The organism is Marinactinospora endophytica, assembly GCF_054780875.1.
Map to the genome: position 1 here is coordinate 389,841 of NZ_BAAGVM010000005.1, position 23,048 is coordinate 412,888.

Here is a 23,048-nt window from a genome sequence, read left to right on the forward strand (position 1 = left end):
CCTGGCGGCCAGGCCCGCGTATGCGCGCCAAGGTTTCGGGGAAAGTCGGGACAGAGCCCGGAAAGAGTTCCCGACGCCCAGCGCGCGACGACCCCGAACGGCTGCGCGCGCTGTCCCGGTTCAATCCGCTGACCCACGTCGTCGAGGCGGAACAGACACGTTCGACGGCCGGCTGCTGACGCCGGACGTCGCCGCAGGGGGCGGCCATGTTTTCCTCAAGGAGCGCGCCGGCTTCCTGCGCGAGAACACCTGACCGTCCACCCCGATCGGTGAACTGGTCGAGCGCGTATGCGCAACGTGTTCGCGTCGGCCTCGGTCTTGGCGGCGTCGATGGCCACGTGGACGCTCGGCCCCCGCCTCTGTAGGTCGCCGTGTCGCCTTCAGCCGACCGTCAATGGTGCGGGATGGGGACACCCGCGGATCGGAGTTTGGTTTCGACCAGCGCGTTGAGCCGGGCCCAGGCCGGCGATTGATCTTCGCGGTGGTGGTCGATCAGCCCGTACCGGGTGGCGACGTCGGGCCCGATCCTGATGCCTGCCGGTACTACCAGCAGCTCGCGATGGGTCAGCAGGTTGGCGGCAAAGGCTGTGGCGAGTTCCTCGATCCGGGGGTCGTCGGGTTCCCAGGACGCTGCCGCCACGCTGCGCTTGATCAGGTCGACGTACTCGGGGTCGGCCAACCGGTGTTCGAGGTTGGTCAGGAAATGGTCCAACCCCTCCGGCGTCAGCGCTCGGAACAGCACCAGGGCCTCACGTTGGGTGGCCACATAGTCGGGACTGAAACCGAGGCCGGTCATCCGGTCCAGGACCGCGAGGGCGCGGTCGGGCAGTAGGGCCCGGTCGTCGGCGACCCGATGCAGTCTGTCCCGCCGGGCGATCAGATCCGTGATCTGATCGGTCAGACGCCGTTCGACGTCGGTGAGGGCGGCAGCGAACTGCTCGGGGCCGGCGTCGAGCAGGGGCGCGATCTCCGACAGCGGTACGCCTGCGGTGGCCAGCGTCCGGACCTGGACCAGCCGCAACAGGTCGGCCGATCCGTACCGGCGGTAGCCGGAGCTGTCACGCCGCGGTTCGGCGAGAAGGCCGCGCCGGTGGTAGTGCCGCACGGTCTTGACCGTGACATCTGCGAATGCCGCCGCCTGCCCGATCGTGAGGCCGCCGGCCCGGCTCCCTGTCATCGGCTCGGCCCGAGCGTGTTATCGCAATCGGCCGGTTCGCCTATGGCCTCGGCCGGCGTGTCGTTATTCAGCGCCATGCTCCAGGTTGAATCGGAAGATCTCTCCGGATGGACCGGGTTTGCCGTGACCACATGGTGATTGTGCACCCTGCCCTTAGGGCAGGGTCAACCTGCGCGACTGCGGAGCGAAGGGCGCGCACGGACCCGCGCCCCACCGCGTCGCTCTTCGCTCATGAGCCGCCGAGGTGATGCGAAGATCGCGATTTGACCTTGCCCCGAGGTCAGGGTGAACGCTCAGGCCATGAGCAGAACGAACAGCGTCAACCAGAACAATTCCGCCGCCAGCGGGCAGGATCGTCCGGAATTGCAGACGGCCATCCAGGAGATCGTCGATTCCGGATTTGCCGGGATGCAGCTGCGGGTGAACGAACAGGGGCGCGAGTGGGTCGGCAGCGCCGGGGTGCGCAAGCTGGGCGAGACCGCCAAACCACCGACCAATGGGCATTTCCGGATCGGCAGCACGACCAAGACCCTGGTCGCGACCGTGGTCCTGCGACTGGTGGCCGAGGGCAGGATCGGACTGGACGACCCGGTGGCCGACTCCCTGCCCGGATTCGGGCTGGACGGGCGGATCACGGTGCGCATGCTGTTGCAGCACACCAGCGGGGTGTTCAACTTCACCGGCGAGTTCGACCCCGATGGGACCCTCCTGCCGGGGATCCCGGTGCAGGGCCAGGAGTACGTGGACGGCCTGTCCCGCACCTACCAGCCGCAGGAGCTGGTCCGGCTGGCGTTGTCCAAGCCGGCCCGATTCGAGCCCGGAACGGACTGGAGCTACTCCAACACCAACTACGTGCTGGCCAGGCTACTGATCGAGCAGGTCACCGGCCGATCGCTGGCCGCCGAGATGCGGCGACTGATCCTGCAACCGCTGGGGCTGTCGAACACCGTGCTGCCGGAGGCCTCATCGGAGATCCCCGAACCGCACGCCCACGGTTATTACCGCTACGAGGACGCTGGCCGACCGAAGGTGGCCGACGTGACCCGCATGAACCCCTCCTGGGTCTCCAGCGCCGGTGACATGATCTCGACCACCAAGGACCTCCACACGTTCATCTCCGCGCTCATGGGCGGCCGGCTCCTGCCGGCCCCACTGCTGGCCGAAATGCGCACGCCCCACCCCAAGAGCCGCGACTTCCGCTACGGCCTGGGGCTGTTTGTTGAGGACACCGCCTGCGGTGGCACGGTCTTCCACCACAACGGCGGCTTCCCCGGCTGGGCGGCGCTGATGTACAGCACGCCCGACGGCGGCACGACCCTCACCGCGTCGCTGACCGTCGGGGACGCCGAGCTCGACTTCGCCGCCGCGGCCCAGGCGTTCGAGAAGGCGAAGCAGCGGCTCGTCACGGAGGTCTTCTGTGGCGGGCAGGCCCAGTCGGCCAACGCGGCGTCCGCGCCGGCGGCTCACCCGCCGGCCTGAGCACTCCGGCCCCGCACGCCCTTGAGGAATTCCTGGGCGAGCCCGGCCGACCCGGCTCGGCGCCGCTGATCCGCACCCACGACGGCGGGCGGCTGTCCGCCCGGGCCGCCGACACCGCCGTCTCCGCCCTCGGCACCACGGCGGGGTCGGCCCGGCCAGCGACGGCGAGGCGTCCGGTCCGCACGTGCTTCGCACACCTTCGACGCCGACCCCGCGCGCGGCCACGCCGACAAGGCCGCCACAACGGCCAGGATCACCACCGACCGGCGAGGAACCACCGCCGAATCCTTTGGCGATCCTCCTCGACCTCCGTATCCGCGCACTCGTGTTCGCCGTGGTGACGGCATCCCCGACATTGCGGACGGGAACTGACCTGAAAGCGCCCTAGCGTTTCGCCGGTGAGCACCACAATGATCGAAACACAGAACCTGACCAGGCATTTCACGGTCAATAAGAAGACAGTGGAGGCGGTCCGCGGAATCGACCTGCGGGTCGAGGCCGGCGAGATGGTCGCATTATTGGGTCCTAACGGCGCCGGGAAATCCACCACCCTGCGCATGCTCACCACCCTCCTCCCCCCGACCTCGGGCACCGCGCGGGTCGCCGGATTCGACGTGACGACCCAGGACCGCGAGGTGCGCCGGCGGATCGGCTACATCGGACAGGGCAACGGGGCCGGGCACAGCCAGCGGGGCCGCGACGAGCTGATCACCCAGGGCCGCGCCTACGGGCTGAGCGCCGCCGCGGCGCGTGAGCGGGCCGGCGAGCTCATCGCCTCCCTCGGCCTGACGGAGGTCGCCGACCGGATCGTGTCCTCACTGTCGGGAGGCCAGCGGCGGCGGCTGGACATCGCGATGGGGCTGATCCACGCGCCCGGCCTGCTCTTCCTGGACGAGCCCTCCACCGGACTGGATCCGCAGAACAGGGCCAACCTCCAGGAGCACATCCGCCGGCTACGGGCCGAACACGGCACCACGATCGTGCTGACCACCCACTACCTCGACGAGGCCGACCACCTCGCCGAGCGGGTGGTCGTCATCGACCACGGGCGGATCATCGCCGACGCCTCCCCGGAACGTCTCAGATCCGAGCACGCCGGCGACCGCATCACCCTGACCTTCGACCACGCGGAGGAGGCCCGCCGCGTCGCCGCCCACCCCCCGGGCCTTATCGAGGGAGCCCGCATCGAACACGACGGCACCCGGGTCGTCATCGAGGCCACCGGCGGCGCCCGGCTCGTCCCCGAACTGCTGCGGATCCTGGAGAAGGAGAACAGCGCGGTGGTCTCGGTCGAGGTCGTCCGCCCGACCCTCGACGACGTGTTCCTCAACCTGACCGGGCGCAGCCTGCGCGAGGACGGCGCGGACCTGCCCGGCACCACCGGCGGAAAGGACGAAGTGGCGTGAACACCACCCTCATCGGCGATACCCTCATCGTCTTCGGCCGCGAACTGCGGCCCGTGCTGCGCGACCCGTTCTCGGTGGTCTTCTCCCTGGCGCAACCGCTGTTCTTCCTCGCCCTGTTCGCGCCGCTGATCCCCGCGGCCGGAGGGACCGCTGAGACCCTGCAATGGTTCGTCCCCGGCCTGATCGTGATGTCGTGCCTGTTCGCGACGTCGAGCACCGGGTCCAACCTGCAATTCGAGATGCAGACCGGGGCGCACGAGCGGATGCTCGTCTCCCCGTTGCGCCGTCCGGCGCTGATCATCGGCCGGGCGCTAAAAGAGATCGTGCCGACGTTCGCCCAGGCGGCGCTGCTCATCGCGGTCACCATCCCGTTCGGGTTCCGGCCCGACCCCGTGGGCGCGATCCTCGGTCTGCTGCTCCTGTGCGTGTTCTGTGTCGGGCTCGGCGCGCTTTCCTACACCCTGGCGCTGGCGTCACGGAACCAGGAGTGGGTGTTCTGGGGGGTGCAGCAGACCCTGCTGTTCCCGCTTCTGCTGCTGGCCGGGATGCTGCTGCCGGTCGACAACGGCCCCGAATGGCTGCGCGTGCTGTCCCGGTTCAATCCGCTGACCCACGTCGTCGAGGCGGAACGGGCGCTGTTCGACGGCCGGCTGTTGGCACCAGAGGTCGCCGCGGGGGTGGTGGCGGCCGTCGCGGTGGCGGCGGTGGGCCTGTTCATCGGCACCCGTGCCATGCGCCGCGCCACGGGGTGACCCCACGGCCCGGGTGGTGCGGCGGGCAGGGGCACCTCGGCCCGCCGCACCACCCGGTTCCACCCGATCGGCCTCTCTGAGCGCCGGCCGAGGTCATCACCGACCGGTCGGCCATCACCGGTCCGCCCGAGCCGTACTGAGTCACATCCACCCCGTGCCTGCCAGGAGGGCCCATGCTGCGGGAGAGGGGAGACAGCGGTTGCGGCCCCGTCCGCGAACGCGCGTCACAGGCGCGGATCGGGCAGGTGATGGGCGTAGCCCTCGCCCCGCGTGACGGTCGCGACCCCGACCGCCACCGCCACCAACGCGCGGACCAGTCGGGGGGCCACGGCCTCCTCCCGAGAGGGGTCGAGATCGGCGACGGGGCCGTTCTCGAAGCACAGCGCCATGTGCACGCGGCCGTCGATCGCCGCGACGAGTCCGGCCCGGGCCGAACGGTGCCGTTCCAGCTCCTGGATGGGAGCGACACTGCCGCCCACCGCCCTGCGCCGCTCGCGCTCGGCGAAGGCCGGGTCGTCCACGGTCAGCACGGCGGCCGGGTAACTCAACCCGACGGCGGTGATCCGATCGCCCCCGGCCTCGGCCAGCAACGCCCGTGTCGCCGCCGAGGGGCGGACCAGGTGTTCGGCGAACCCCTGGATGGCGAGGGCGATCTCCTCGGTGGACCACGCGCCCCACCCCGGATCGGGGAGTTCCACCGGTGTCGTGGCGGAGGCCCCCGAGGCGTTCTGCCGCACGCAGCACAGGCGGGGTGGCGTCGCGGCGCCGATCCGGGTGAGTCCGTGCACGACTCCGGTGAGCCCCGCGTGATCCGGTGTGATCACCGCTCGCTCCCTCCACCTGGTTCCCGTGACGGGCTTGCCCCGCGCGTCCACCGGCCGGGCCGGCCCTCCTCCTCCCACCAGTCTCCCGCCACACGGTGGTTCCGGCCACTGGAGAGCCATGGCGGTTCGAGGGGTCCTGGACGGGGACGGTCGGAAGCCGGAACCGGTTCCATGGGAAACACCACGTCAGAGGATGACCCGACGCCCTACCGTGGCCCCGATCCCCTCATTAGGGTGAGGAGTCATATCGCGATCGACCGAACACGTGGGGATGTGAACGCCGCATGACCAGCGGGGCGCTGGCCGGACTCCGTCAACTGCACGACGACCTCGCCCTCTTCGATCACCCGGACAGCATCCGGCGCGTGGACGAACTGGGCCGCATCGCCGCCACGCTCCCCCGGTGCGCGGCGGAGCTGGAGGCCGAAGGGGCACCCGATGACGTCCGCGAACGGCTGGCGATGGCCTTCCACGCGGTGCGCAGGGCGGAGAGGGCCGCGCTGGGCTACCGCGACCGTCCGCTGACCCGCCCGCTGTCCCAGGCCAAGTTCGCGCTGGCCAGTGGACAGGCGCGAGGCTGGGTTCTCAACACGATCGGCCGCGTCGAGGGCGACGCGACGGGCGAGGAACGGTAGGACCTTCGCGCCGGCGGGGCCGGGCGACGCCGAACAGGTGTCGCCCGGCCCCGCTCGTCCGCGCGCGAACAGGCGCCCACGCGAGGAGAGACGGCAGCGGCGCGGGGCCGCTGACCACGGTTGCGCGAAAGGTCGTCCAGCCCGTTCGGCAGCTCCGGCCGGCCCCGGGTCCGGTGCCGCCCGCAGGACCGGCACCGGGGCCGCGTCACCCGACGCCTCGCGCCCCCTGTCGCGCCCCGCGGGCCGCGACACCGCGGAGGTCCGAGGGCGCGACAATGTGCGCCGTCAGGCACACGGCCCCACAGGGCCTGCTCCGCGCGACACCACGGTTGACATCCCCCCACGCTGTTTCTGCAATGGGGGGCATGGAGCATTCAGCAGCCACCGACCGTCTCCTCGCCGAGATCGGTCCGCGCCTCAGGCGCGTCCGCGTCCGGCGGGACGTCACCCTGGCGTCGTTGTCGCAGGCCACCGGGATCTCGACCAGCACCCTGTCCCGCCTGGAGTCCGGGCGACGCCGGCCCAGCCTGGAACTGCTCCTGCCCATCGCCCGCGCCCACCAGATCCCCCTGGACGAGCTGGTCGGCGCCGCCGAGACCGAGGATCCCCGGGTCAGGGTCTCCCCCCGCAGTGTGAACGGGATGACCGTGCTCCCCCTGTCCCGCCGGCCGGACCGTCAGCATGCCTACCGGATGGTGATCCCCTCCTCCCGGTTCGTTCCGGAGCCGAGCGCCCACGAGGGGCACGAGTGGCTGTATGTCCTGTCGGGCCGGCTGCGCCTGCTGCTGGCCGAGCAGGACGTGGTCATGAACCCCGGCGAGGCGGCGGAGTTCGACACCCGGCTGCCGCACTGGTTCGGCAGCACCGGCGAGGGCGCGGTGGAGATCCTGAGCCTCTTCGGCAGCCACGGCGAGCGCGTCCACCTACGCGGGCGCGCTCGGGGTGATCGCGAGCGGCCGGCCTGAGGGGCGGCGCCGCGCCGTGCCGAGCCGGGAAGCCGCGTGGGCGGCCGGCCCGGCGCCGTCCCCGAGGCGTACGGGGAGGCGGCCTACCAGTCGGCGCGTCACCGGCCCGCCCCGGCCACGAGCCCGTCTTGACACCCGGGGAGGGGCGGCAACGGCGCCTTCCCGGCGCCGTCGTCGTGGTCCCGGCGGGCGCGTCTTCGGCCGCCTGACATCCGGGAGGACGGGGCTAGGATCGCCGGGTGGCCTCGATCTCATGGAAGTCCAAGGAGCTCTCGGTCGGTCAGGTCGCCGAACGCAGCGGCGTCGCGGTCTCCGCGCTGCACTTCTACGAGCGGCAGGGACTGATCTCCAGCCGTCGCACGGCCGGAAACCAGCGCCGCTACCACCGTGACGTGCTGCGCAGGCTGGCCTTCATCCGCGTCTCCCAGCGGGTGGGCATCCCCTTGAGCCGGATCCGCGCGGCGCTCGCCACGCTGCCCGAGGGCCGTACCCCCACGCGGGAGGACTGGGCGCGGCTGTCGCGGGCCTGGCGCGGGGACCTGGACGCGCGCATCCTGCAGTTGCAGCGGCTCCGCGACGACCTCACCGACTGCATCGGCTGCGGCTGCCTGTCGTTGGAGCACTGCGTGCTGTCCAACCCCTATGACGTCCTCGGCTCGGAGGGGCCCGGTCCTCGCCGCCTGCTGGTCTCCCCCATGCCCGAGGGAGGGGCCGCCGAGTCCGTGGAGGAGTGAGGCGCGGCTTCAGGGCCGTCCGCGCATCGGCTCCAGCCGGGCCTCGGTGGTGATGCGGCTCAGGGAGACGAGATCCGGCCGGGGCGCGGTGGCGAAGACGCGCAGCAGGAACGGTCCGGGCAGTTCCGTGCCGGCCACCCAGGAGAAGGGGGTGGTCAGCACGGTGAAGACGCGGGCCGTCCCGTCGACCTGGATCTCCTGGCGGGACCAGGCGGAGCCCTCGGGCAGCGGGAGGGGAAGGGCGCCGGGGTCGCCGTTCATCCGGCGCTGCATGTAGTCGCGTTCGACGCAGAAGGCCCGGACGGACTGTTCGCCCGCGCTGGGGCCGTCCTCCCAACGTCGGGTGGCGATCTCGAGGTGACCGCCGGCGGCGCCCTCGAACTCCACGACGATCTTGACCGGCCGGTCCTCTCCCGGGCGGACCGTGGTGGCGGTGATGCGCCCCTTGGCCTCCTCGCGGGCCGGACCGTAGGCGGGGATCGCCGTGAGCAGGTCGGTGGGCCGCGCGAAGTCGCCGTCCCCTCTCGGCTCCGTCGTACCGTCGTCCACGTCGGGCTCCCCGCCTTCGAGGTCTATCAGGGCTTTCTCCTGGTGACGCTAGCGCATGCCGGGGCCGGGATCATCGCGTGTGCGGGTCGTCCTCCTGGTCGCCGGCCGCGCGTTCGCGCAGTTCGGCCAGGAGCGAGCCGAGCTCCGCGCCGACGCGGCGGTCCATGGCGCGGGCGAATTCGGCCAGGACGGTGGCCTGGGCCAGAGGACGCAGCCGTTCCACCCGCCGGGCGAGGTCCTTGAGCCCCTCCCCCGGCCTGGGCGTCAGGTGGCGCCGTACCAGGTCGACGAACAGCCCGGCGAGGTCGTCGGCGTGACGCTGCACCTCCGGGCTGGCCGCCAGGACCGCCTCCAGGGGGATCCCCTCGCGCACCAGTCCGGACGAGGAGTGCAGGATGGCGCGGTCGACGTGGACGGTGCCGTCCTCGCCGTCCTCGAGGTATCCGAGCTCCTGCGCGCTGCGCACGGTGTCGGCGTCGACCTGGCCGGCGTAGGTCCGGGCGAGCTCGGCCCAGGTCATGGTGACCGGGGTGGGGTCCGACCATGGGGCGGCGAGGGCGGATTCCAGTCCGAGCAGGTCGGCGACGTCGCGTCCCCTCTCCCAGGCCGCGAGGAGTTCGGCCACACCCTCCAGGGTGTGGCCGCGCTCCAGCAGGCGGGTGATGACGCGCAGCCGGGCCAGGTGGGCGTCGGAGTACCAGCCGATCCTGCCCTCGCGCCGTGGTGGCGGGAGCAGGCGGCGTTCCCGGTAGTAGCGGACGGTCCGGTTGGGCAGTCCGGCCGCTTCGGCCAGCTCGTCGATACGGTATTCACGGTGCGGCTGGGGCGCGTCGTCGTCGACCACGCCGCTCAGCTTAGGTCGTGGGCGCCTGCGCTGCCCGACCGCGCACGTTGTGGCCGCGGCTCCCCGTCCCGGCTGGACGCCGGCCTCCCCCGGTGTGACCGGGGGCGGTATCCGGGAAGGACGCCCGAAACACCGCTTCGCCACGGCCTGATCACCGTCCGCAATGTGACCTATCTCTTCCAATGAGCATTGTCATGGTTTACTCTCTCATTACGCCAGTGAACACTGGCTCAATGTTCCGTGATGAGAGGCGGTGCCATGAGCCCGGGACAGGACCCCCTCACTCCCCCGCGTGCCGACACACCGGCGCCTCCCCCAAACCCCGAACCCGACGAGGGCACACGACGGCACGTCCGCATCGCGATCATCGGCGCCGGATTCGGCGGGATCGGCCTGGGCATCCGGCTGCGCCAGGCCGGTGAGACCGACTTCGTCATCCTCGAACGCGCCGAGGACGTCGGCGGCACCTGGCGCGACAACACCTACCCCGGGTGCGCCTGCGACGTCCCCTCCCACCTGTACTCCTTCTCCTTCGCCCCCAAGGCCGACTGGCCGCGCAGCTTCTCCGGACAGCCGCACATCCGCGCCTACCTGGAGGAGGTCACCGACCGGTTCGGGGTCCGCCCCCATGTCGAGACCGGCAACGAGGTGCTGGAGGCCAGATGGCAGGCGCAGCACGCCCGCTGGCTGGTACGCACCAGCAGGACCGAACTGACCTGCGACGTGCTCGTCAGCGCCGCGGGCGCGCTGGCCGACCCCTCGATCCCCGACATCCCGGGCCTGGACTCCTTCACCGGCCGGGTGTTCCACTCCGCCCGTTGGGACCACGACTACGACCTGGCCGGCAAGCGCGTCGCGATGGTCGGCACCGGGGCCTCGGCCATCCAGATCGTCCCCAGCATCCAACCCGAGGTGGAACGCCTGACGCTGTTCCAGCGCACGCCCGCCTGGGTGATACCGCGCGCCGACCGCGCGATCAGCGCCACGGAGAGATGGCTGTACCGCAACCTTCCGCTGACCCGCAGGGCTGCCCGAGCCGGGATCTACCTGACCCGCGAGGCCATGGTGGGAGCGTTCGTGCGCCACCCCGCCCTCCTGCGCCTGGCCTCGGTGGCGGCCCGGACCCACCTGCGACGCGCCATCGAGGACCCCCGACTACGCGCGAAGCTGACACCTGACTACGTCATGGGCTGCAAGCGGATCCTGCTGTCCAACGACTACTATCCGGCGCTCGCCCGCCCCAACGCGGAGGTCATCGCCTCGGGGCTGGCGGAGGTGCGCGCGAACACCGTCATCGCCGCCGACGGGACCGAGCGCGAGGTCGACGCCATCATCTTCGGTACCGGCTTCCACACCACCGACATGCCGATCGCCACCCGTCTCCACGGCTCCCGCGGCACCACCCTCGCCGAGGAGTGGCGCGAGGCGGGCATGCGGGCGCTGCGCGGCACGACGGTGGCCGGCTTCCCCAACCTGTTCTTGATCGTCGGCCCCAACACGGGACTGGGCCACTCGTCGATGATCTTCATGATCGAATCACAGCTCAACTACGTCATGAGCGCCCTGGAGCACCTCTCCTCCCCCGGGGTGGCGGCACTGGATCCCCGTCCCGACGCCCAGCGGGCCTGGAACGAGACGCTCCAGCGGCGTATGGGACGCACCGTGTGGTCGCTGGGTGGATGCGCCAGCTGGTACCTCGACCCCAAGGGGCGTAACACGACGCTGTGGCCCGCCTCCACCCTGCGCTTTCGCGCCGAGACCCGCCGCCTGGATCCGGCGGAATACCACCTGCTCCCCTCCCGACCGCGGCCCGAGCCGGCCGCCCTCCCCCCGGCCGTTCCCACCCCCACCGTGGAGGTGTCACGATGAGCTCCCCCCTCCGAGAAAAGCGTGTCCGCTCCAGCGGCGGCGCCCTGCTGCACGTCGAGGTCCACGGTCCCGACGACGGACCCACCGTCGTTCTCAGCCACGGCTGGACCTGCTCGACCCGCTTCTGGGAGCCGGTGCTGCGCGAGCTTCCCCCCGGCCTTCGCGTCGTCACCTACGACCAGCGGGGCCACGGCCGCAGCTCGGTCACCGGCCCCATGGGCTACAGCACGACGGCGCTCGCCGACGACCTGTGCGCGGTGCTGGAGGCGTGCGTGCCGGCCGGAAGCCGGGCCGTCCTGGCCGGACACAGCATGGGCGGGATGACCATCATGGCCGCCGCGGACCGCCCCGTGGTGCGCGAACGCGCCGCCGCGGCGCTGTTGGCCAGCACCGGAGCCTCCCGGCTCATGCCCGAACTGCTGGTGCTGCCCGGCGCGGGCAGGGCGGCCCGGCTACGCGAGTTCGGCCACCGCGTGCTGCTGTCGGCCCCCCTGCCGCTGGGGCCGGTCACCCCTTTGAGCAGGGCCCTGCTGCGTTACGGAACGATGGGGCGCGGGTGCTCCCCCGAGGCCGCCGACCTGTGCGCCCGCATCGTCCAGGCCTGTCCCCCACGGGTGCGATCGCGTTGGGCTCACGTGCTGGGCACGCTCGACGTCGAACGGACCGCCCGCCAGCTCGATCTGCCCACCGTGGTCCTGGTGGGAACCGCCGACCGGCTCACCCCTCCCGTGCACTCCCGACGGCTGGCCGAACTGCTGCCCCGGGGCGGCGAACCGATCGCGCTCCCCGGCATCGGGCACATGACGCCGCTGGAGGCCCCCGACCGCGTGGCCGGGATCATCGCCGACCTGGTCACCCACCACCTGCGGGACGAGGATCCCCACGACCCCGACCTCGGCGCCCAGCGGACGGAGAACGCGGCGTGAGGCCGGTCGCGCAGAACCCGCCGCGCGACGGCGCGCGACCCACGGCGACGGCGTCCGGCACCGCGCCGGAGGCCATCGCGTCACCAGTACACGAGGAGAGGGGCAGCAGGTCATGAGCGGTCGTCGCCGGAGTCTGGAAGGGCGGGTCGCGGTCGTCACCGGTGCGGCCCGCGGCGTGGGCGCGTTGATGGCGCGCGGACTGGCGGAACGGGGCGCGCAGGTCGCCCTGGTCGGTCTCGAACCCGAGGAACTGGAGAAGAACGCCGCCGCCTGCGGGGCCGATGCCTCCTCCTGGGAGGCCGACGTCACCGACCGGGTGGGCCTGGCCGAGGTGGCCCGCGCGGTGGAGGAGCGCCACGGGCGCGTCGACATCGTCGTCGCCAACGCCGGGATCGCGATCGGGGGCCCCTTCGTCGACTCCGATCCGGTCGCCTTCAACCGGGTGATCGAGGTCAACCTGCTCGGCAGTATCGCCACGGCGCGCGCCTTCCTGCCGGCGCTGCTGCGCACCAAGGGCTACCTGCTCCAGGTCGCCTCCCTGGCGGCGATCACCCCAGCCCCGCTGATGGCGGCCTACTGCACCAGCAAGTCCGGGGTGGAGGCGTTCGCGCACGTCCTGCGCTCCGAGGTGGCCCACCACGGGGTCGGTGTGGGAGTGGGCTACCTGAGCTGGACCGACACCGACATGGTGCGGGGCGCGGACGAGGACGACGAGCTGCGTGAGCTGCGTTCCCGGCTGCCGTGGCCGCTGAACCGCACCAACCCCCTGGAGCCCGCCGTGGACGCGCTGGTCGAGGGGGTCCTGCGGCGCTCCCCGCACGTCTACGGGCAGCGGTGGCTGCGCGCGATGCAGTTCGTCCGCGGCGCCCTGCCCTCGGTGATCGGGGTGATGGGGCCTCGGGAGGTCCGCAAACTGGACGCGCGGCTGAAGGCCACCGCGCAGCGCCGCACCAACCCCGTCGGCCGGGGCGGCGCGGCCGACACCACGGCCCGGGTCTCGCGTTCCTTGGACGGGTGAGGCGTCCGCTCGCGCACCGGCTTCCCTGCGGCGCGCGAGCGGACGGGGCCGCCGCCGTTTCGAAACCGCGGAGACCGCCACGGCCGGCCCCGTGACCGGCGCCGCCACGGTGTCCACGGCCCCATCCCTCCTCCCACGGGGGATGGGGCGTTCCCGCGATCCGGCCGGGTCCGGGGGACGCCGGCACCGCCACGGCGGACAGCCTCGAAACCCGGTGGCGCGGCGGGTCAGCCGCGCGCCATGACCCGCCCGGCGGCCCGCGATCGGGCCGCCGGGCCCAGCCAACGGTGGCACAGCACCACGATGAGCGCGATCTCCACGGGCGCGCCGGCGTAGTACATCACCAGGCCCCCCTCACGCGCCTGGTCCACGGGGACCCCGGTGGGCGGGAAGGCGTAGACGGTCTTGGCCAAGACGTTGTGCGCGGCCACCGCCAAGACGAGCACCCCGGCCCGCGTCGGCGGGCCGGGGCGGTGCGGCGCCGGATCGGGCCCGACGATCGCGTAGGAGAAGAGGTAGCCGGCCGCGAGCACGTGGAAGTGGACGAGCAGGTGCGCGCCCGGGTGGACGAGGGTGAGGGCGTACAGGTCGCTACGGTAGAGCAGCCACAGCCCGCCGACGTTGAGCACCGCCGCGGTGACCGGATGCGCGAGCACTCCCACGGGGGCCGACCCCAGCAACCGTCCCAGGGGGCGGGCCGCGCGGGTGGGCAGCACGCGCAACGCCAACGTCGCCGGCGCGGCCAGCACCAGCAGGAGCGGGCCGAGCATCCCCAACAGGACGTGAGCGGCCATGTGGGCGGCGAAGTCGTGATGGGCCGCCTCGGCCACCGGCCCCACCAGGGCCGCCCCGACGGCGGCCACCCCCATCACCCATGACAGGAACCGGCCGACGGGCCAGGACACACCACGCCGCCACAGCCGTAGCAGTCCCACCGTGTAGCCCGCCAGCGCGACGGCCAGCAGGAGCGTGATCACCACGTCGGCCCATCCGGGCCCGGTCGGCGGATGATGCATGGCCGCCTCAGCCCGCGCCGGTCCGGCGCGGGCGGCGCCGCCCCACCGCCCACAGGGCGATCCCCGCCGCCAGCACCAGCACCGCGACGACGTTCCACACCAGGTCATAGGGCAGGATGTCGACGCCGTAGCGGATCTGGTGCAGCCGCAGGATCTTGTGGTTGACGATGCCGTCGTAGAGCTGGAAGCCCCCCACCCCCACGAGCAGGCCCGCCCAGAAACGCCGGGCGTCGAAGGCCCGCTCCCGCCACGTGCGCGCCATGAGGTACAGTCCGGCGACCGTGGCGAACCAGCTGAAGGCGTGGAACAGGCCGTCGGAGACCAGCCCCGCGGCGGTGCTCGCCCGATCGTAGAAATGGTGCCAGTGCAAGATCTGGTGGAAGACCGCCTCGTCGACGAACGCCACCGCGCCCACACCCAACAGCACGCCGGCGAGCAGGGCCGGGCCACGCGGACGCGACGGCGCCCTCGCCGCCCTCGCGTGGGTCTCCTCCGCCACGGGACCGCCTCCTTCGTCCTCGGCTGCCCGGCCGCTACCCGGGGGCCGGTGCCGGAAACCGGATGTGTTCCGCGCGGCCGGCGGCCCGCCGTTCGTCACATCCGCCGCTCGTTTCCCCCCTGATCCCCCGGGTACCTGGGGACCGACGACCAACGGGGCGCAGCCCCCACACTGCGTCACCGGCGAATTCGGCCCCGTGGCGACGGGGCCCCGAGGACGGGACGGAACAGATGGGCGAGGACGGCCGCACGGACGTGCCGACGATGGGGGTCGAGGAGGAGTTCCTCCTCCTCGACGACAACGGAGACCTCGCCGAGCTCGGTCCGGAGGTGCTGACCCAGGCGACCGAGGGCAGTGGCGAGGTCCAGCAGGAACTGGGGCGCTGCCAGGTGGAGAGCGCCTCACCGGTGAGCCACGACGCCGACGAACTGCTGGGGGAGCTGCGAGGACTGCGCCGGCGGCTGGCCGCCTCCGCGCGGGGACGCGGCCTGCGGCTCGCCGCCGTGGGGGCGCCCCTTCGAGGGGAGAACGACCGCGACCTGGTCAGCGTTGGTCCCCGCTACGAGCGGATGCGCGACAACCTGGGGCCGCTGCTCACCGCGGGCTACACCTGTGGCTGCCACGTCCACGTCGCGATCCCCGACCGTGAGACCGGCGTCCAGGTGCTCAACCACCTGCGGCCCTGGCTGCCGGTTCTGCTGGCCCTGACCGCCAACTCCCCCTTCGGGGACGGCGCCGACACCACCTACGCCAGCTGGCGCCACGTGCGCTGGTCGACTCTGCCCTCGGCCGCGCCACCGCCGTTCTTCCACTCGGTGCAGCACTACGAGGAGAGCGTCGACGCGCTGCTGAGCACCGGGGCGGCCCTGGACCGCAACATGGTCCACTGGGACGCGCGGCTGTCGGATCGCCATCCCACGCTGGAAGTGCGTATCTGCGACGTGTCGGCCACCGCGGAGGAGGCCACGCTCGTCGCGGTGCTGATCCGCGGACTGGTCACGACCTTCCTCGACGCGGCCGCCGCCGGCCGCCCCGCCCCCGACCTGAGCTCGGCGGTGTTGCGCGCGCAACTGTGGCGGGCCGCCCGTGACGGCCTGGAAGGCGACTGCGTGAACCCGGCCACCGGCGAGCTCACACCGGTGCACACCGCGCTGCGCACCCTGGTCAACACCACCCGCCCCGCCCTGGTCGCGGCCGGTGACCTGGACTTCGCCGAGGACGTCTTGGCGACGCTACGCCGCACCGGTGGCGCCGCCCGGCGCCAGCGCGCCGCGTTCGCCCGTCGGGGCCGCCTCCAAGACGTGGTGCAGGAACTCGCGCGGGTGACCGTCGGCGGCCTGAGCGCGGTGGGGGGCGATGATCGGGTGTCGGCCTGAACGGGTGTGGTGGGCGGCGGTAACCCGCCGCCCACAGGTCTCAGGCGCGCACGTCGCGAGCGGGCCGCGCGAGATACCACAGGGCGATCATGCCCAGGCCCAGGATGAGGTGCAGCCAGTTGTCGGCGTTGTTGAGCGGGACGAAGTTGGCCGCGCTCTCGTGGTCGATGGCCAGCCCGTACAGCCACAGCAGCAGGTAGATGATGCCGCCGATGAGCAGGTACATCCGCGCGGCGGCGGCGCCGACCGCGGCGGTGGCCAGGCCCACGATGCCGAACAGCAGGTGGACGATGTTGTGCAACACCGACACCTGGAACAGACCGAGCAGCTTGGCCTCGGAGTGGTGACCGGCTATCTCCATCATGTCGTAGTTCGTGGTGATTCCTGGGATGAAGCCGAGGATCCCCACGAGAAGGAACACCGCTCCCACGATCGCGGCGAAGGTCTGAGCGAGACTTCGGCGCGTCCGACCGATTCCGCTTCCCCTACCCGTTCCGATGCGATCCGCCATGACGTCCTCCGAAGAAGAGACGTAAGTGCAAGGAGGCCTTCTACCCCTTCGCATGGAGGTGAACCATGGTGGACCGCCGATCTCACCCGCCCGGCGCGGCATCGAGGCGCGCGGCGCCGTGATGCCCCGGGGGTCCGGGAAGGCGGAGGGGCCGTGCCGGCCGGACCGGTCGAGCCCGTCACCGGCTTCGAGCGGTCGCGGCGCGTCGCTTCGACGCGGAAAGCCCTCGATGTGCCGGGAAGCGGGCCGACCGCCCTCTCCCTCCCAGCGGCCCCGGCCGGCCGTGCCCTGGACGCCTGGTGCAGCTCCACACAGCGCGGCGCTGTGTCGCCCCGTCCCGAGCCGGTGCCGGTCCGCGGGCGTCTCGCCCGCGGCGGCTAGCTCGGATTGGTCTCCCCCGAGGCCAGGGCCTGCGCGTTGGCCTCGCGGCGCGCGAAGACGTCGTTCTTCATCTCGTTCATCTGCTTGAGCACCTTCTTGCGCTCGCGCTTGGGCAGCCGGTCGATGTAGAGGCGGCCGAGGGTGTGGTCGGTCTCGTGCTGAAGGCAGCGCGCGAAGTACCCGGTTCCCTCCACCACGATGGGCGTTCCGTCCTTGTCGAAGCCGCGGACCACGGCCCGCCCGGCGCGGGCCAGCTCGGCGTGCGGTCCCGGGACCGAGAGGCACCCCTCGTTCTCTACCTCCAGTCCGCCCTCGTCGGGGTCACGCTCGTCCAGGACCGGGTTGACGACGTGCCCGACGTGGCGGACTCCCTCGTCGTCGGGGCAGTCGTAGACGAACACCCGCAGGTCCACACCGACCTGGTTGGCGGCCAGCCCCACGCCCTCGGCCACATACATCGTCAGGAACATGTCGTCGATCAGCTTGGACAGCTCGGGCGTCCCGAACTCGGTGACGTCGGCGTTGCGCCGGTGCAGCACCTCCTCCCCCACCACGGTGACCCGGCGGACCTCGCCGCGCGCGGCTTCCGGCGCCATCTCGGGGTAGGAGTCCACGGGTTCGCCCTGCACCCGGACCTGGGGCTCGGCCGGCTGGTCGGACACGTGCTGCTCGGACATCGCTTCGCTCGTCTTTCGAAGAATCTCGGCCGCCGCGGACGCGGCCCCGCTTGACACGACCTTTGGAAGGTATCACCCTTTGCAAAGTGAGCGAGGATGAAAAGACCTCCCGCGCCCGTGCCGGGCTGGCCCGGCACCCGGTGCGCGCCGCCCTGCTGGAACTGCTGGAGGAGGCGGGGACCGTCACGGCCACCGAGGCGGCCCGGCGCATCGGGGCCAGTTCGGGACTGTGCTCGTTCCACCTCCGCAGGCTGGCCGAGCACGGCGTGGTCGAGGAGGTGCCCAACGCGCCGGGGCGCTCCCGGCCGTGGCGGCTCCGCGCCGGGCGGCACACCACCCCCGCCCCCGGCGAGGAGTTCGGGTCGCTGGAACGCGGGCTGGAGGACGCCAGTTGGCGCCATTGGCTGGCCCACCGCGACCAGGCCCCCCATGGGTGGGGCGAGGAGGCCTTCAGTGCCGTGGTCTACCTGACCCCTGAGGAGATGGGCGAGGTCGCCACCGCGGTGCGCGCGCTGCTGGCCCGCTACCAGGATCGCGAATGGCGTCCCTCGGCCCGCCCCGAGGGTGCCGCCCCGGTGGCCGCGATCACCCGGATCTTTCCACTGCTGTCCTCCGGCGACACCGCCCGCCGCCACTCCGACACCTCGCCCGGACCCGCCGCCTGACCTCATTTCCTCTCGCGCCGTCTTCGCATCGGCCTCCCGCGCGGCTCGCCGTCCCCGGGATCGGGGCAGCGGCCGACGACGAGATGTGAGCACCCGGGCCCGACCAGGGGCCGGGGTGGCCACGGGCGTGAGGGCGTCCGACTCCTGCTCAACGACCCCAAGGTATGCCCGAGGTCCGGGAACGGACGGACTCCGGGGAGCCGCAATCCGGTCAGGCCGGGGTCTGGATCCCCGCCAGGGTCAGCCGCAGCAGCCGCCGCGCCTCCCCGGCGGCGTCCGCACGGCCCTCGGTCGCCAGGGCTATCCCGGTCACCAGGGTCACCAGGTCCGCCGGGGTCGCTTCCGGGGCCGCCGCACCGTCCCGTGCGGCGCGGTGCAGCAGCGGGGCGACGGCGGCCGTGAGCCTGGCCGAACAGGCCTCCGTGTCGTCGGTGTCCACGAGCCCCTCCGCCACCAGGGCCTCGGCCATCCCCCGCGCCGAGGACGCGTAGTCGGTGAACGCCTCCAGCCACCGCGTCAGGGCCGCGCGCGCGTCGGCGGTGTCGGCGAGTTCCGCGGCCAGGGCCGCCAGCGCCTCGATCCGCCGCGCGAAGACCGCCTGGAGCAGTTCGCGGCGGCCGGGGAAGTGCCTGCGCACGGTGGCCGATCCCACGCCGGCCACCCGGGCGATCTGTTCCAGCGAGGCGTTCGCCCCGTGCTCGGCGACCTCCGCCTCGGCGACTTCGAGGATGCGCGCGTGGTTGCGCCGGGCGTCGGCCCGTTTGGTCACCGCCATGTCGACTCCTTTCGTGCCGCCCGCCGGCCCGGTGCGATCCGGACCCGTTGCCAAACGGCGGACCCCGCCGTTATGTTAGCGGCACAAAACGGCGGGCCCCGCCGTTATGTTAGCGGCACAAAACGGCGGGCCCCGCCGTTTATAGGTTCCTGTTCTGGAGGCACGATGCCGGAGATCCCCGGACCCCGCCCGCTCAGCACCGATGACCGGCCGGTCCTGGTCACCGGGGCGACCGGACAGCAGGGCGGCGCCGCCGCCCGCGCCCTGCTCGCGGCCGGGGTGCCCGTTCGGGCCCTGGTCCGTGATCCCGGATCCGCCCCGGCCAGGGCGATCGCGGCACTGGGCGCCGAAACGGTGGTCGGAGACCTTGATGACCGCGACTCCCTGGTCCGGGCCGCCCGGGGCGCCCGGGCGGTGTTCTCGGTGCAGCGGCCCGACCCGGCGTCCGGAGGGGTCGAGGGGGAGGTGGTGCAGGGCACGAACCTGATCGCGGCGGCGCGGACCGCCGGGGTCCCGCAGTTCGTGCACACCTCCATCTCCGGCGCCGACGCCCGCACCCTGGCCCCGGGGTGGGCCGAGGGGCGGTGGGACGCGACGGTGGGACCGGTGCTCACCGCCAAGGCGGCGATCCAGGCACGGGTGCGTGAGGCGGGCTTCCCCCGGTGGACGATCATCTGCCCCGGGACCTTCATGGAGAACTTCCTGCCCGCCAACAGGTTCCTGTTCCCCCGGGGGATCGAGGGGGGACTCGTCACCGTCATCAAGCCCGCGACGCGCCTGGCGCTCGTGGCGGTGGCCGACATCGGCGCGACCGCGGCAGCCGCCATCGCCGACCCCGAGCGGTTCCATCGCCTGGAGCTGGAACTGGCCGGCGACCACCTGTCGATGGCCGAGATCACCCGGACCTTGTCGGAGGTGCTGGGCCTGCGCCTGGAGGTGCCGGACATGACCTTGGAGGAGGCCCACGCCGCAGGCCTGCACCCGGCGGGCGTCGGCCACGACTGGATGAACGCGGTCCCCCAGGTGGGACGCCCCGAACACGCCCGGGCCCTGGGGCTCGACGTCACCTCGTTCGAGAAGTGGACCCGGGAGCACGCGGACGCCTTCGCGGGTGCCTGAGCCCGGTGCGCGGCCCGCGCCGGTGTCGATCCTCTGGTCGGTCATCGCCGGTTCCTCCAGGAATCGGCCGGCCGGTGGCCGGCCGTGCTCACGGCGGCCTATCGGCTCCCGCCACCACCGGTCTCGGCGCGCGGCCAAGCCGGTCCACGGCGGCCGGGGCGGGGTCGGCGCGGGGCCGCGGAAACAGGGGAGGTGCGCGGGTGCTAGTTTCCTTTCCCGTGGCGGAGTACCAGGACGAGACCCGGGCGGCCTACGACGGGGTCGTCGAACTGTATGCGTCGTTGTTCGCCGACCGGCTGGAGACGCAGCCGTTCTCGCGGAACATGATCGGCATCTTCGCCGAGCTGGTGCGCGGGACAGGCAATCTACGGACGGCCGACGTCGGCTGTGGCCCCGGGCACCTGACGGCCATGCTGCGCGACCTGGGGCTGGACGCCTTCGGGCTCGACCTCTCCCCGGCCATGGTCGACCACGCCCGGCGGGCCCATCCGGCGCTGCGGTTCGACGAGGCGCGGATGGAGGCCCTGCCCATCCACGACAACGCGCTCGGCGGCGTGCTGGCCCACTACTCGATGATCCACACCCCACCGGAGGAACTGCCCGCGCTGCTCGCCGAGCAGGCGCGTGTCCTGGCGCCGGGCGGCCTGCTCCTGGCCTCGTTCTTCGCGACCGACGGGCCGGGGCCGGTCCGCTTCGACCACAAGGTGACGCCCGCCTACAGCTGGCCGGTGGACCGGTTCGTCGAATTGCTGGCCGGGGCCGGGCTGGTCACCTTCGCCCGGCTGCTCCACGATCCGGCCTCCGAGCGGGGCTTCCTCGACGCCCACGTGCTGGCCCGCCTCCACTAGAGCACGGCCTTTGGTGCCGACCGGCTCGCCTCCCCACCGCCGCCGCTTCCCCCGAGGAACCAGTGCGCCGGTGACCTTGCGTGGTCTGCCGGGCGGATCCGCCTCGTCGCCCTGGACGCGCACCGCGGTGTTCCCCTCGCCTGGAAGCGGACGGGGGTTGGACCGTTCTTGGTGTGGCCGTTCCCCTGGAGCGGATCAGCGCCGAGGTGGCGGAAGGCCCGCGCACTTCCCGGGGACGGACGGAGCGCGCGGCGCCACGCGGGCGGCTCATCGACCGCCGGCCTCCAGAACCGGGGGTCGGCGTCCAGGCCGGCCTCGAACACCTTGGCCATGTTCCCCCGGCCCTCGGTGGTCATCTGGCCGGACCACGGGAGAGCCGCCGGCCGGTGAACCCGGTCGACGTCGCCGCGAAGACCCGCTCCCCGACCGCGGCGACGCGACTTCGGCGACCTGATACGGCCCGGCGCTCCTAAAGCCGCCCTCGTCCCTGCCGCCCTGCACGACTCGATAATCAGACGCCAAGACCGCTTCCGCGCGTCGTCGGCGGAGTCCCAGGCCGGCCCCCGGCGCTGATCACGGCGAGCCCCTGGGGCGGGGGCTGTCGCCACCGCCGGAAACCGCGCTCTCCTCCGCAGGCGCCGGGCCGGACGCGCGGGCTGCGCGAGTCCGCGTCCGATTGCGATCGGCGTCGCCCGACGCACCGGGACGGCCGTTGGCGCCGGGCGGCCCGTGCCCCGGTGATGGCCGCGAGGGCGCTGACCCTTGTTGACGCCCGCGCACGGCCCTGCGCCGGGCCGGGACGACCGAGGGGGCGGCGAGAGCGCGCGGCCCCGGCCGCGCTCACCTCTCGAAGCACCTCGCCGCTTCCCCTCCCCAGGGGTGGCGGAGGGCGAAAGCCGCAGACCACGGCGGTGTTTCCGGCTCACGGCCGCAGTGCCCACCGCCGGGGGCGTGAGCCCGCCGATTTCCCGTGCCTTGGACGAGCTGTGATGATTCACCATGTGTGGCGTGAACTGATCGGTGAACTGTATCCCGAAACGGATCTGCCCGAGCCCGCCGACGCGGCGGTGCTCGACCGGATCGAGGAGGCGCTCGGCCTGCCCGTCCCCTCGGAACTACGTGGGCTGTTGGGAGAGGTCGACGGGGTGGTCAACGGCTACGGCGACGCGGTGGTGTGGCCGGCGGCGCGCATCGTCGAGGACAACCTCGCCATGCGCGCCGAGCCGGACTACCAGGAGCTGTACGCCCCCTTCGACACGCTGATGTTCTTCGGCGACAGCGACATGGGACCCCAGTTCGCCTACGCCTACACCGATTACGGTCCGGCCGTCATCGTGTGGGACCACGAGACCGATCAGCGACGCCTGGTCGCCGTCTCGCTCCGCGACTACCTGCTCCGCTGCTCCGCCGAGGGCAACGGTTGGTTCCGTTAGAGCCGGGGCGCGGGGAGGGGACGGACCGATGGCCCGCCCCCTCCCCGCCCGCGTCTTCTCAGCGAAGCGGCAGGGCCAGTCCGCGCTCGGAGTCGGGACGGGGCCCGTGGATGCGCCGCTGCTCCGGCCGGATGGGCACGTCGTTGATGCTCGCCTCGCGTCGGCGCATCAGGCCGTGGTCGTTGAACTCCCACAGCTCGTTGCCGTAGCTGCGCCAGGCCTGTCCCGACTCGTCGTGCCACTCGTACTGGAAGCGCACGGCGATGCGGTTGCCGCGGAAGCTCCACAGCTCCTTGCGGAGCGCGTAGTCGAGCTCTCGCTTCCACTTGCGGGTCAAAAAGTCCAGGATCTCGGCGCGCCCCTGGATGAACTCCCCTCGATTGCGCCAGAGGGAGTCCTCGGTGTAGGCGAGCGCCACACGTTCGGGATCACGGGTGTTCCAGGCGTCCTCGGCCGCCTGCACCTTGCGGAGGGCGCCGGCCTCGTCAAAGGGCGGAAGCGGCGGACGTGCTGTCATGTTTCCTCCCGAAGAATGGAGAACGGACGTTCTCGCACCCGTCCGGTAGTCTA

The 23,048-nt window shown here is 72.3% G+C and carries 24 protein-coding genes; 14 read left to right on the forward strand and 10 right to left on the reverse strand.

All coding sequences use genetic code 11. The features are described from left to right. Nucleotides 1-391 precede the first annotated feature (391 nt). Complete coding sequence (locus tag ACYVHU_RS12705; protein ID WP_078761096.1) at nt 392-1,177, reverse strand: MerR family transcriptional regulator; 786 nt, start codon at nt 1,175-1,177, stop codon at nt 392-394. A gap of 300 nt (nt 1,178-1,477) precedes the next feature. Here ACYVHU_RS12705 and ACYVHU_RS12710 point away from each other — a divergent pair, with 300 nt between their 5' ends. The 3 genes from ACYVHU_RS12710 (at nt 1,478) to ACYVHU_RS12720 (ending at nt 4,814) form a co-directional block, all read left to right on the forward strand. After that, entirely contained in the window at nt 1,478-2,656 is a 1,179-nt protein-coding gene (locus ACYVHU_RS12710; RefSeq protein ID WP_078761095.1) for a serine hydrolase domain-containing protein, read from the forward strand. Between the two features lie 410 nt (nt 2,657-3,066). Then, nucleotides 3,067-4,062, forward strand: coding sequence for an ATP-binding cassette domain-containing protein (locus ACYVHU_RS12715; protein WP_078761094.1), 996 nt, complete (start codon nt 3,067-3,069; stop codon nt 4,060-4,062). Continuing rightward, nucleotides 4,059-4,814 (forward strand): ABC transporter permease, encoded by a 756-nt coding sequence (locus ACYVHU_RS12720; protein WP_078761093.1) that lies wholly within the window; start codon nt 4,059-4,061, stop codon nt 4,812-4,814. The genes ACYVHU_RS12715 and ACYVHU_RS12720 overlap by 4 nt, the downstream gene beginning before the upstream one ends. A 224-nt stretch (nt 4,815-5,038) precedes the next feature. Here ACYVHU_RS12720 and ACYVHU_RS12725 read toward each other — a convergent pair whose 3' ends face one another. After that, entirely contained in the window at nt 5,039-5,638 is a 600-nt protein-coding gene (locus tag ACYVHU_RS12725) for a hypothetical protein (RefSeq protein WP_498948544.1), read from the reverse strand. Nucleotides 5,639-5,922: 284 nt separating this feature from the next. Between ACYVHU_RS12725 and ACYVHU_RS12730 the strand changes: the two genes are divergently transcribed. The 3 genes from ACYVHU_RS12730 to soxR all read left to right on the forward strand — a co-directional run bounded on the left by ACYVHU_RS12730 (nt 5,923) and on the right by soxR (nt 7,972). Continuing rightward, nucleotides 5,923-6,273 (forward strand): hypothetical protein, encoded by a 351-nt coding sequence (locus tag ACYVHU_RS12730; RefSeq protein WP_078761091.1) that lies wholly within the window; start codon nt 5,923-5,925, stop codon nt 6,271-6,273. Nucleotides 6,274-6,638: 365 nt separating this feature from the next. Continuing rightward, a complete protein-coding gene (locus ACYVHU_RS12735) occupies nt 6,639-7,238 on the forward strand; it encodes a helix-turn-helix domain-containing protein (RefSeq protein ID WP_078761090.1) in 600 nt (199 codons plus the stop codon). A gap of 239 nt (nt 7,239-7,477) precedes the next feature. Then, nucleotides 7,478-7,972 carry a redox-sensitive transcriptional activator SoxR gene (gene soxR, locus ACYVHU_RS12740; protein WP_394330041.1) on the forward strand — a complete coding sequence of 165 codons (495 nt, stop codon included), beginning with the start codon at nt 7,478-7,480 and terminating at the stop codon, nt 7,970-7,972. Nucleotides 7,973-7,981: 9 nt separating this feature from the next. Here the strand turns inward: soxR and ACYVHU_RS12745 are convergent, their stop codons facing one another. Further along, nucleotides 7,982-8,521, reverse strand: coding sequence for a hypothetical protein (locus ACYVHU_RS12745; protein ID WP_078761089.1), 540 nt, complete (start codon nt 8,519-8,521; stop codon nt 7,982-7,984). A 70-nt stretch (nt 8,522-8,591) separates the two neighbouring features. After that, nucleotides 8,592-9,365 (reverse strand): MerR family transcriptional regulator, encoded by a 774-nt coding sequence (locus ACYVHU_RS12750; RefSeq protein WP_078761088.1) that lies wholly within the window; start codon nt 9,363-9,365, stop codon nt 8,592-8,594. A gap of 258 nt (nt 9,366-9,623) precedes the next feature. Between ACYVHU_RS12750 and ACYVHU_RS12755 the strand changes: the two genes are divergently transcribed. The 3 genes from ACYVHU_RS12755 to ACYVHU_RS12765 all read left to right on the forward strand — a co-directional run bounded on the left by ACYVHU_RS12755 (nt 9,624) and on the right by ACYVHU_RS12765 (nt 13,178). Next, nucleotides 9,624-11,234, forward strand: a complete 1,611-nt coding sequence (locus ACYVHU_RS12755; RefSeq protein WP_498948545.1) for a flavin-containing monooxygenase — start codon at nt 9,624-9,626, stop codon at nt 11,232-11,234. Beyond that, on the forward strand, nt 11,231-12,160 hold the full coding sequence (locus tag ACYVHU_RS12760) for an alpha/beta fold hydrolase (protein ID WP_078761086.1): 930 nt from the start codon (nt 11,231-11,233) through the stop codon (nt 12,158-12,160). The genes ACYVHU_RS12755 and ACYVHU_RS12760 overlap by 4 nt, the downstream gene beginning before the upstream one ends. 112 nt (nt 12,161-12,272) lie before the next feature. Then, nucleotides 12,273-13,178, forward strand: a complete 906-nt coding sequence (locus ACYVHU_RS12765; RefSeq protein WP_498948546.1) for an SDR family oxidoreductase — start codon at nt 12,273-12,275, stop codon at nt 13,176-13,178. 227 nt (nt 13,179-13,405) lie between these two features. Here the strand turns inward: ACYVHU_RS12765 and ACYVHU_RS12770 are convergent, their stop codons facing one another. Both ACYVHU_RS12770 and ACYVHU_RS12775 read right to left on the reverse strand, forming a co-directional pair. Beyond that, nucleotides 13,406-14,158: a cytochrome c oxidase assembly protein gene (locus ACYVHU_RS12770; protein ID WP_498948547.1), complete on the reverse strand. Its 753-nt coding sequence runs from the start codon at nt 14,156-14,158 to the stop codon at nt 13,406-13,408. A 43-nt stretch (nt 14,159-14,201) separates the two neighbouring features. Then, nucleotides 14,202-14,693, reverse strand: coding sequence for a DUF2243 domain-containing protein (locus tag ACYVHU_RS12775; RefSeq protein ID WP_498948548.1), 492 nt, complete (start codon nt 14,691-14,693; stop codon nt 14,202-14,204). A gap of 230 nt (nt 14,694-14,923) precedes the next feature. Here ACYVHU_RS12775 and ACYVHU_RS12780 point away from each other — a divergent pair, with 230 nt between their 5' ends. Further along, the gene (locus ACYVHU_RS12780) at nt 14,924-16,069 is read left to right on the forward strand and encodes a carboxylate-amine ligase (protein WP_432940699.1); all 1,146 of its coding nucleotides are present in this window, start codon (nt 14,924-14,926) and stop codon (nt 16,067-16,069) included. A 40-nt stretch (nt 16,070-16,109) separates the two neighbouring features. Here ACYVHU_RS12780 and ACYVHU_RS12785 read toward each other — a convergent pair whose 3' ends face one another. Further along, a complete protein-coding gene (locus ACYVHU_RS12785; RefSeq protein WP_432940701.1) occupies nt 16,110-16,634 on the reverse strand; it encodes a DUF4383 domain-containing protein in 525 nt (174 codons plus the stop codon). Nucleotides 16,635-16,957: 323 nt separating this feature from the next. Then, nucleotides 16,958-17,638, reverse strand: coding sequence for a peptide deformylase (gene def / locus ACYVHU_RS12790; protein WP_078761082.1), 681 nt, complete (start codon nt 17,636-17,638; stop codon nt 16,958-16,960). Nucleotides 17,639-17,724: 86 nt separating this feature from the next. Here def and ACYVHU_RS12795 point away from each other — a divergent pair, with 86 nt between their 5' ends. Beyond that, complete coding sequence (locus ACYVHU_RS12795) at nt 17,725-18,303, forward strand: winged helix-turn-helix domain-containing protein (RefSeq protein WP_078761081.1); 579 nt, start codon at nt 17,725-17,727, stop codon at nt 18,301-18,303. Between the two features lie 211 nt (nt 18,304-18,514). Here ACYVHU_RS12795 and ACYVHU_RS12800 read toward each other — a convergent pair whose 3' ends face one another. Continuing rightward, nucleotides 18,515-19,078 (reverse strand): TetR/AcrR family transcriptional regulator, encoded by a 564-nt coding sequence (locus ACYVHU_RS12800; protein WP_078761080.1) that lies wholly within the window; start codon nt 19,076-19,078, stop codon nt 18,515-18,517. A 165-nt stretch (nt 19,079-19,243) separates the two neighbouring features. Here ACYVHU_RS12800 and ACYVHU_RS12805 point away from each other — a divergent pair, with 165 nt between their 5' ends. The 3 genes from ACYVHU_RS12805 to ACYVHU_RS12815 all read left to right on the forward strand — a co-directional run bounded on the left by ACYVHU_RS12805 (nt 19,244) and on the right by ACYVHU_RS12815 (nt 22,478). Continuing rightward, nucleotides 19,244-20,197: an NmrA family NAD(P)-binding protein gene (locus tag ACYVHU_RS12805; protein WP_078761079.1), complete on the forward strand. Its 954-nt coding sequence runs from the start codon at nt 19,244-19,246 to the stop codon at nt 20,195-20,197. A 218-nt stretch (nt 20,198-20,415) separates the two neighbouring features. Beyond that, the gene (locus tag ACYVHU_RS12810; protein ID WP_498948587.1) at nt 20,416-21,045 is read left to right on the forward strand and encodes a class I SAM-dependent methyltransferase; all 630 of its coding nucleotides are present in this window, start codon (nt 20,416-20,418) and stop codon (nt 21,043-21,045) included. Between the two features lie 989 nt (nt 21,046-22,034). Continuing rightward, entirely contained in the window at nt 22,035-22,478 is a 444-nt protein-coding gene (locus ACYVHU_RS12815) for an SMI1/KNR4 family protein (RefSeq protein ID WP_498948588.1), read from the forward strand. A gap of 58 nt (nt 22,479-22,536) precedes the next feature. Here the strand turns inward: ACYVHU_RS12815 and ACYVHU_RS12820 are convergent, their stop codons facing one another. Beyond that, entirely contained in the window at nt 22,537-22,995 is a 459-nt protein-coding gene (locus ACYVHU_RS12820; RefSeq protein WP_078761075.1) for a nuclear transport factor 2 family protein, read from the reverse strand. Nucleotides 22,996-23,048: the final 53 nt, after the last annotated feature.

Excerpts from the sequence above, each read along its gene's own strand:
- ACYVHU_RS12705 (WP_078761096.1), bottom strand. The coding sequence starts at position 1,177 with ATGACAGGGAGCCGGGCCGGCGGCCTCACGATCGGGCAGGCGGCGGCA.
- ACYVHU_RS12710 (WP_078761095.1), top strand. The coding sequence starts at position 1,478 with ATGAGCAGAACGAACAGCGTCAACCAGAACAATTCCGCCGCCAGCGGG.
- ACYVHU_RS12715 (WP_078761094.1), top strand. The coding sequence starts at position 3,067 with ATGATCGAAACACAGAACCTGACCAGGCATTTCACGGTCAATAAGAAG.
- ACYVHU_RS12730 (WP_078761091.1), top strand. The coding sequence starts at position 5,923 with ATGACCAGCGGGGCGCTGGCCGGACTCCGTCAACTGCACGACGACCTC.
- ACYVHU_RS12735 (WP_078761090.1), top strand. The coding sequence starts at position 6,639 with ATGGAGCATTCAGCAGCCACCGACCGTCTCCTCGCCGAGATCGGTCCG.
- ACYVHU_RS12755 (WP_498948545.1), top strand. The coding sequence starts at position 9,624 with ATGAGCCCGGGACAGGACCCCCTCACTCCCCCGCGTGCCGACACACCG.
- ACYVHU_RS12760 (WP_078761086.1), top strand. The coding sequence starts at position 11,231 with ATGAGCTCCCCCCTCCGAGAAAAGCGTGTCCGCTCCAGCGGCGGCGCC.
- ACYVHU_RS12765 (WP_498948546.1), top strand. The coding sequence starts at position 12,273 with ATGAGCGGTCGTCGCCGGAGTCTGGAAGGGCGGGTCGCGGTCGTCACC.
- ACYVHU_RS12780 (WP_432940699.1), top strand. The coding sequence starts at position 14,924 with ATGGGCGAGGACGGCCGCACGGACGTGCCGACGATGGGGGTCGAGGAG.
- ACYVHU_RS12785 (WP_432940701.1), bottom strand. The coding sequence starts at position 16,634 with ATGCGAAGGGGTAGAAGGCCTCCTTGCACTTACGTCTCTTCTTCGGAG.
- def (WP_078761082.1), bottom strand. The coding sequence starts at position 17,638 with ATGTCCGAGCAGCACGTGTCCGACCAGCCGGCCGAGCCCCAGGTCCGG.
- ACYVHU_RS12800 (WP_078761080.1), bottom strand. The coding sequence starts at position 19,078 with ATGGCGGTGACCAAACGGGCCGACGCCCGGCGCAACCACGCGCGCATC.
- ACYVHU_RS12805 (WP_078761079.1), top strand. The coding sequence starts at position 19,244 with ATGCCGGAGATCCCCGGACCCCGCCCGCTCAGCACCGATGACCGGCCG.
- ACYVHU_RS12815 (WP_498948588.1), top strand. The coding sequence starts at position 22,035 with ATGATTCACCATGTGTGGCGTGAACTGATCGGTGAACTGTATCCCGAA.
- ACYVHU_RS12820 (WP_078761075.1), bottom strand. The coding sequence starts at position 22,995 with ATGACAGCACGTCCGCCGCTTCCGCCCTTTGACGAGGCCGGCGCCCTC.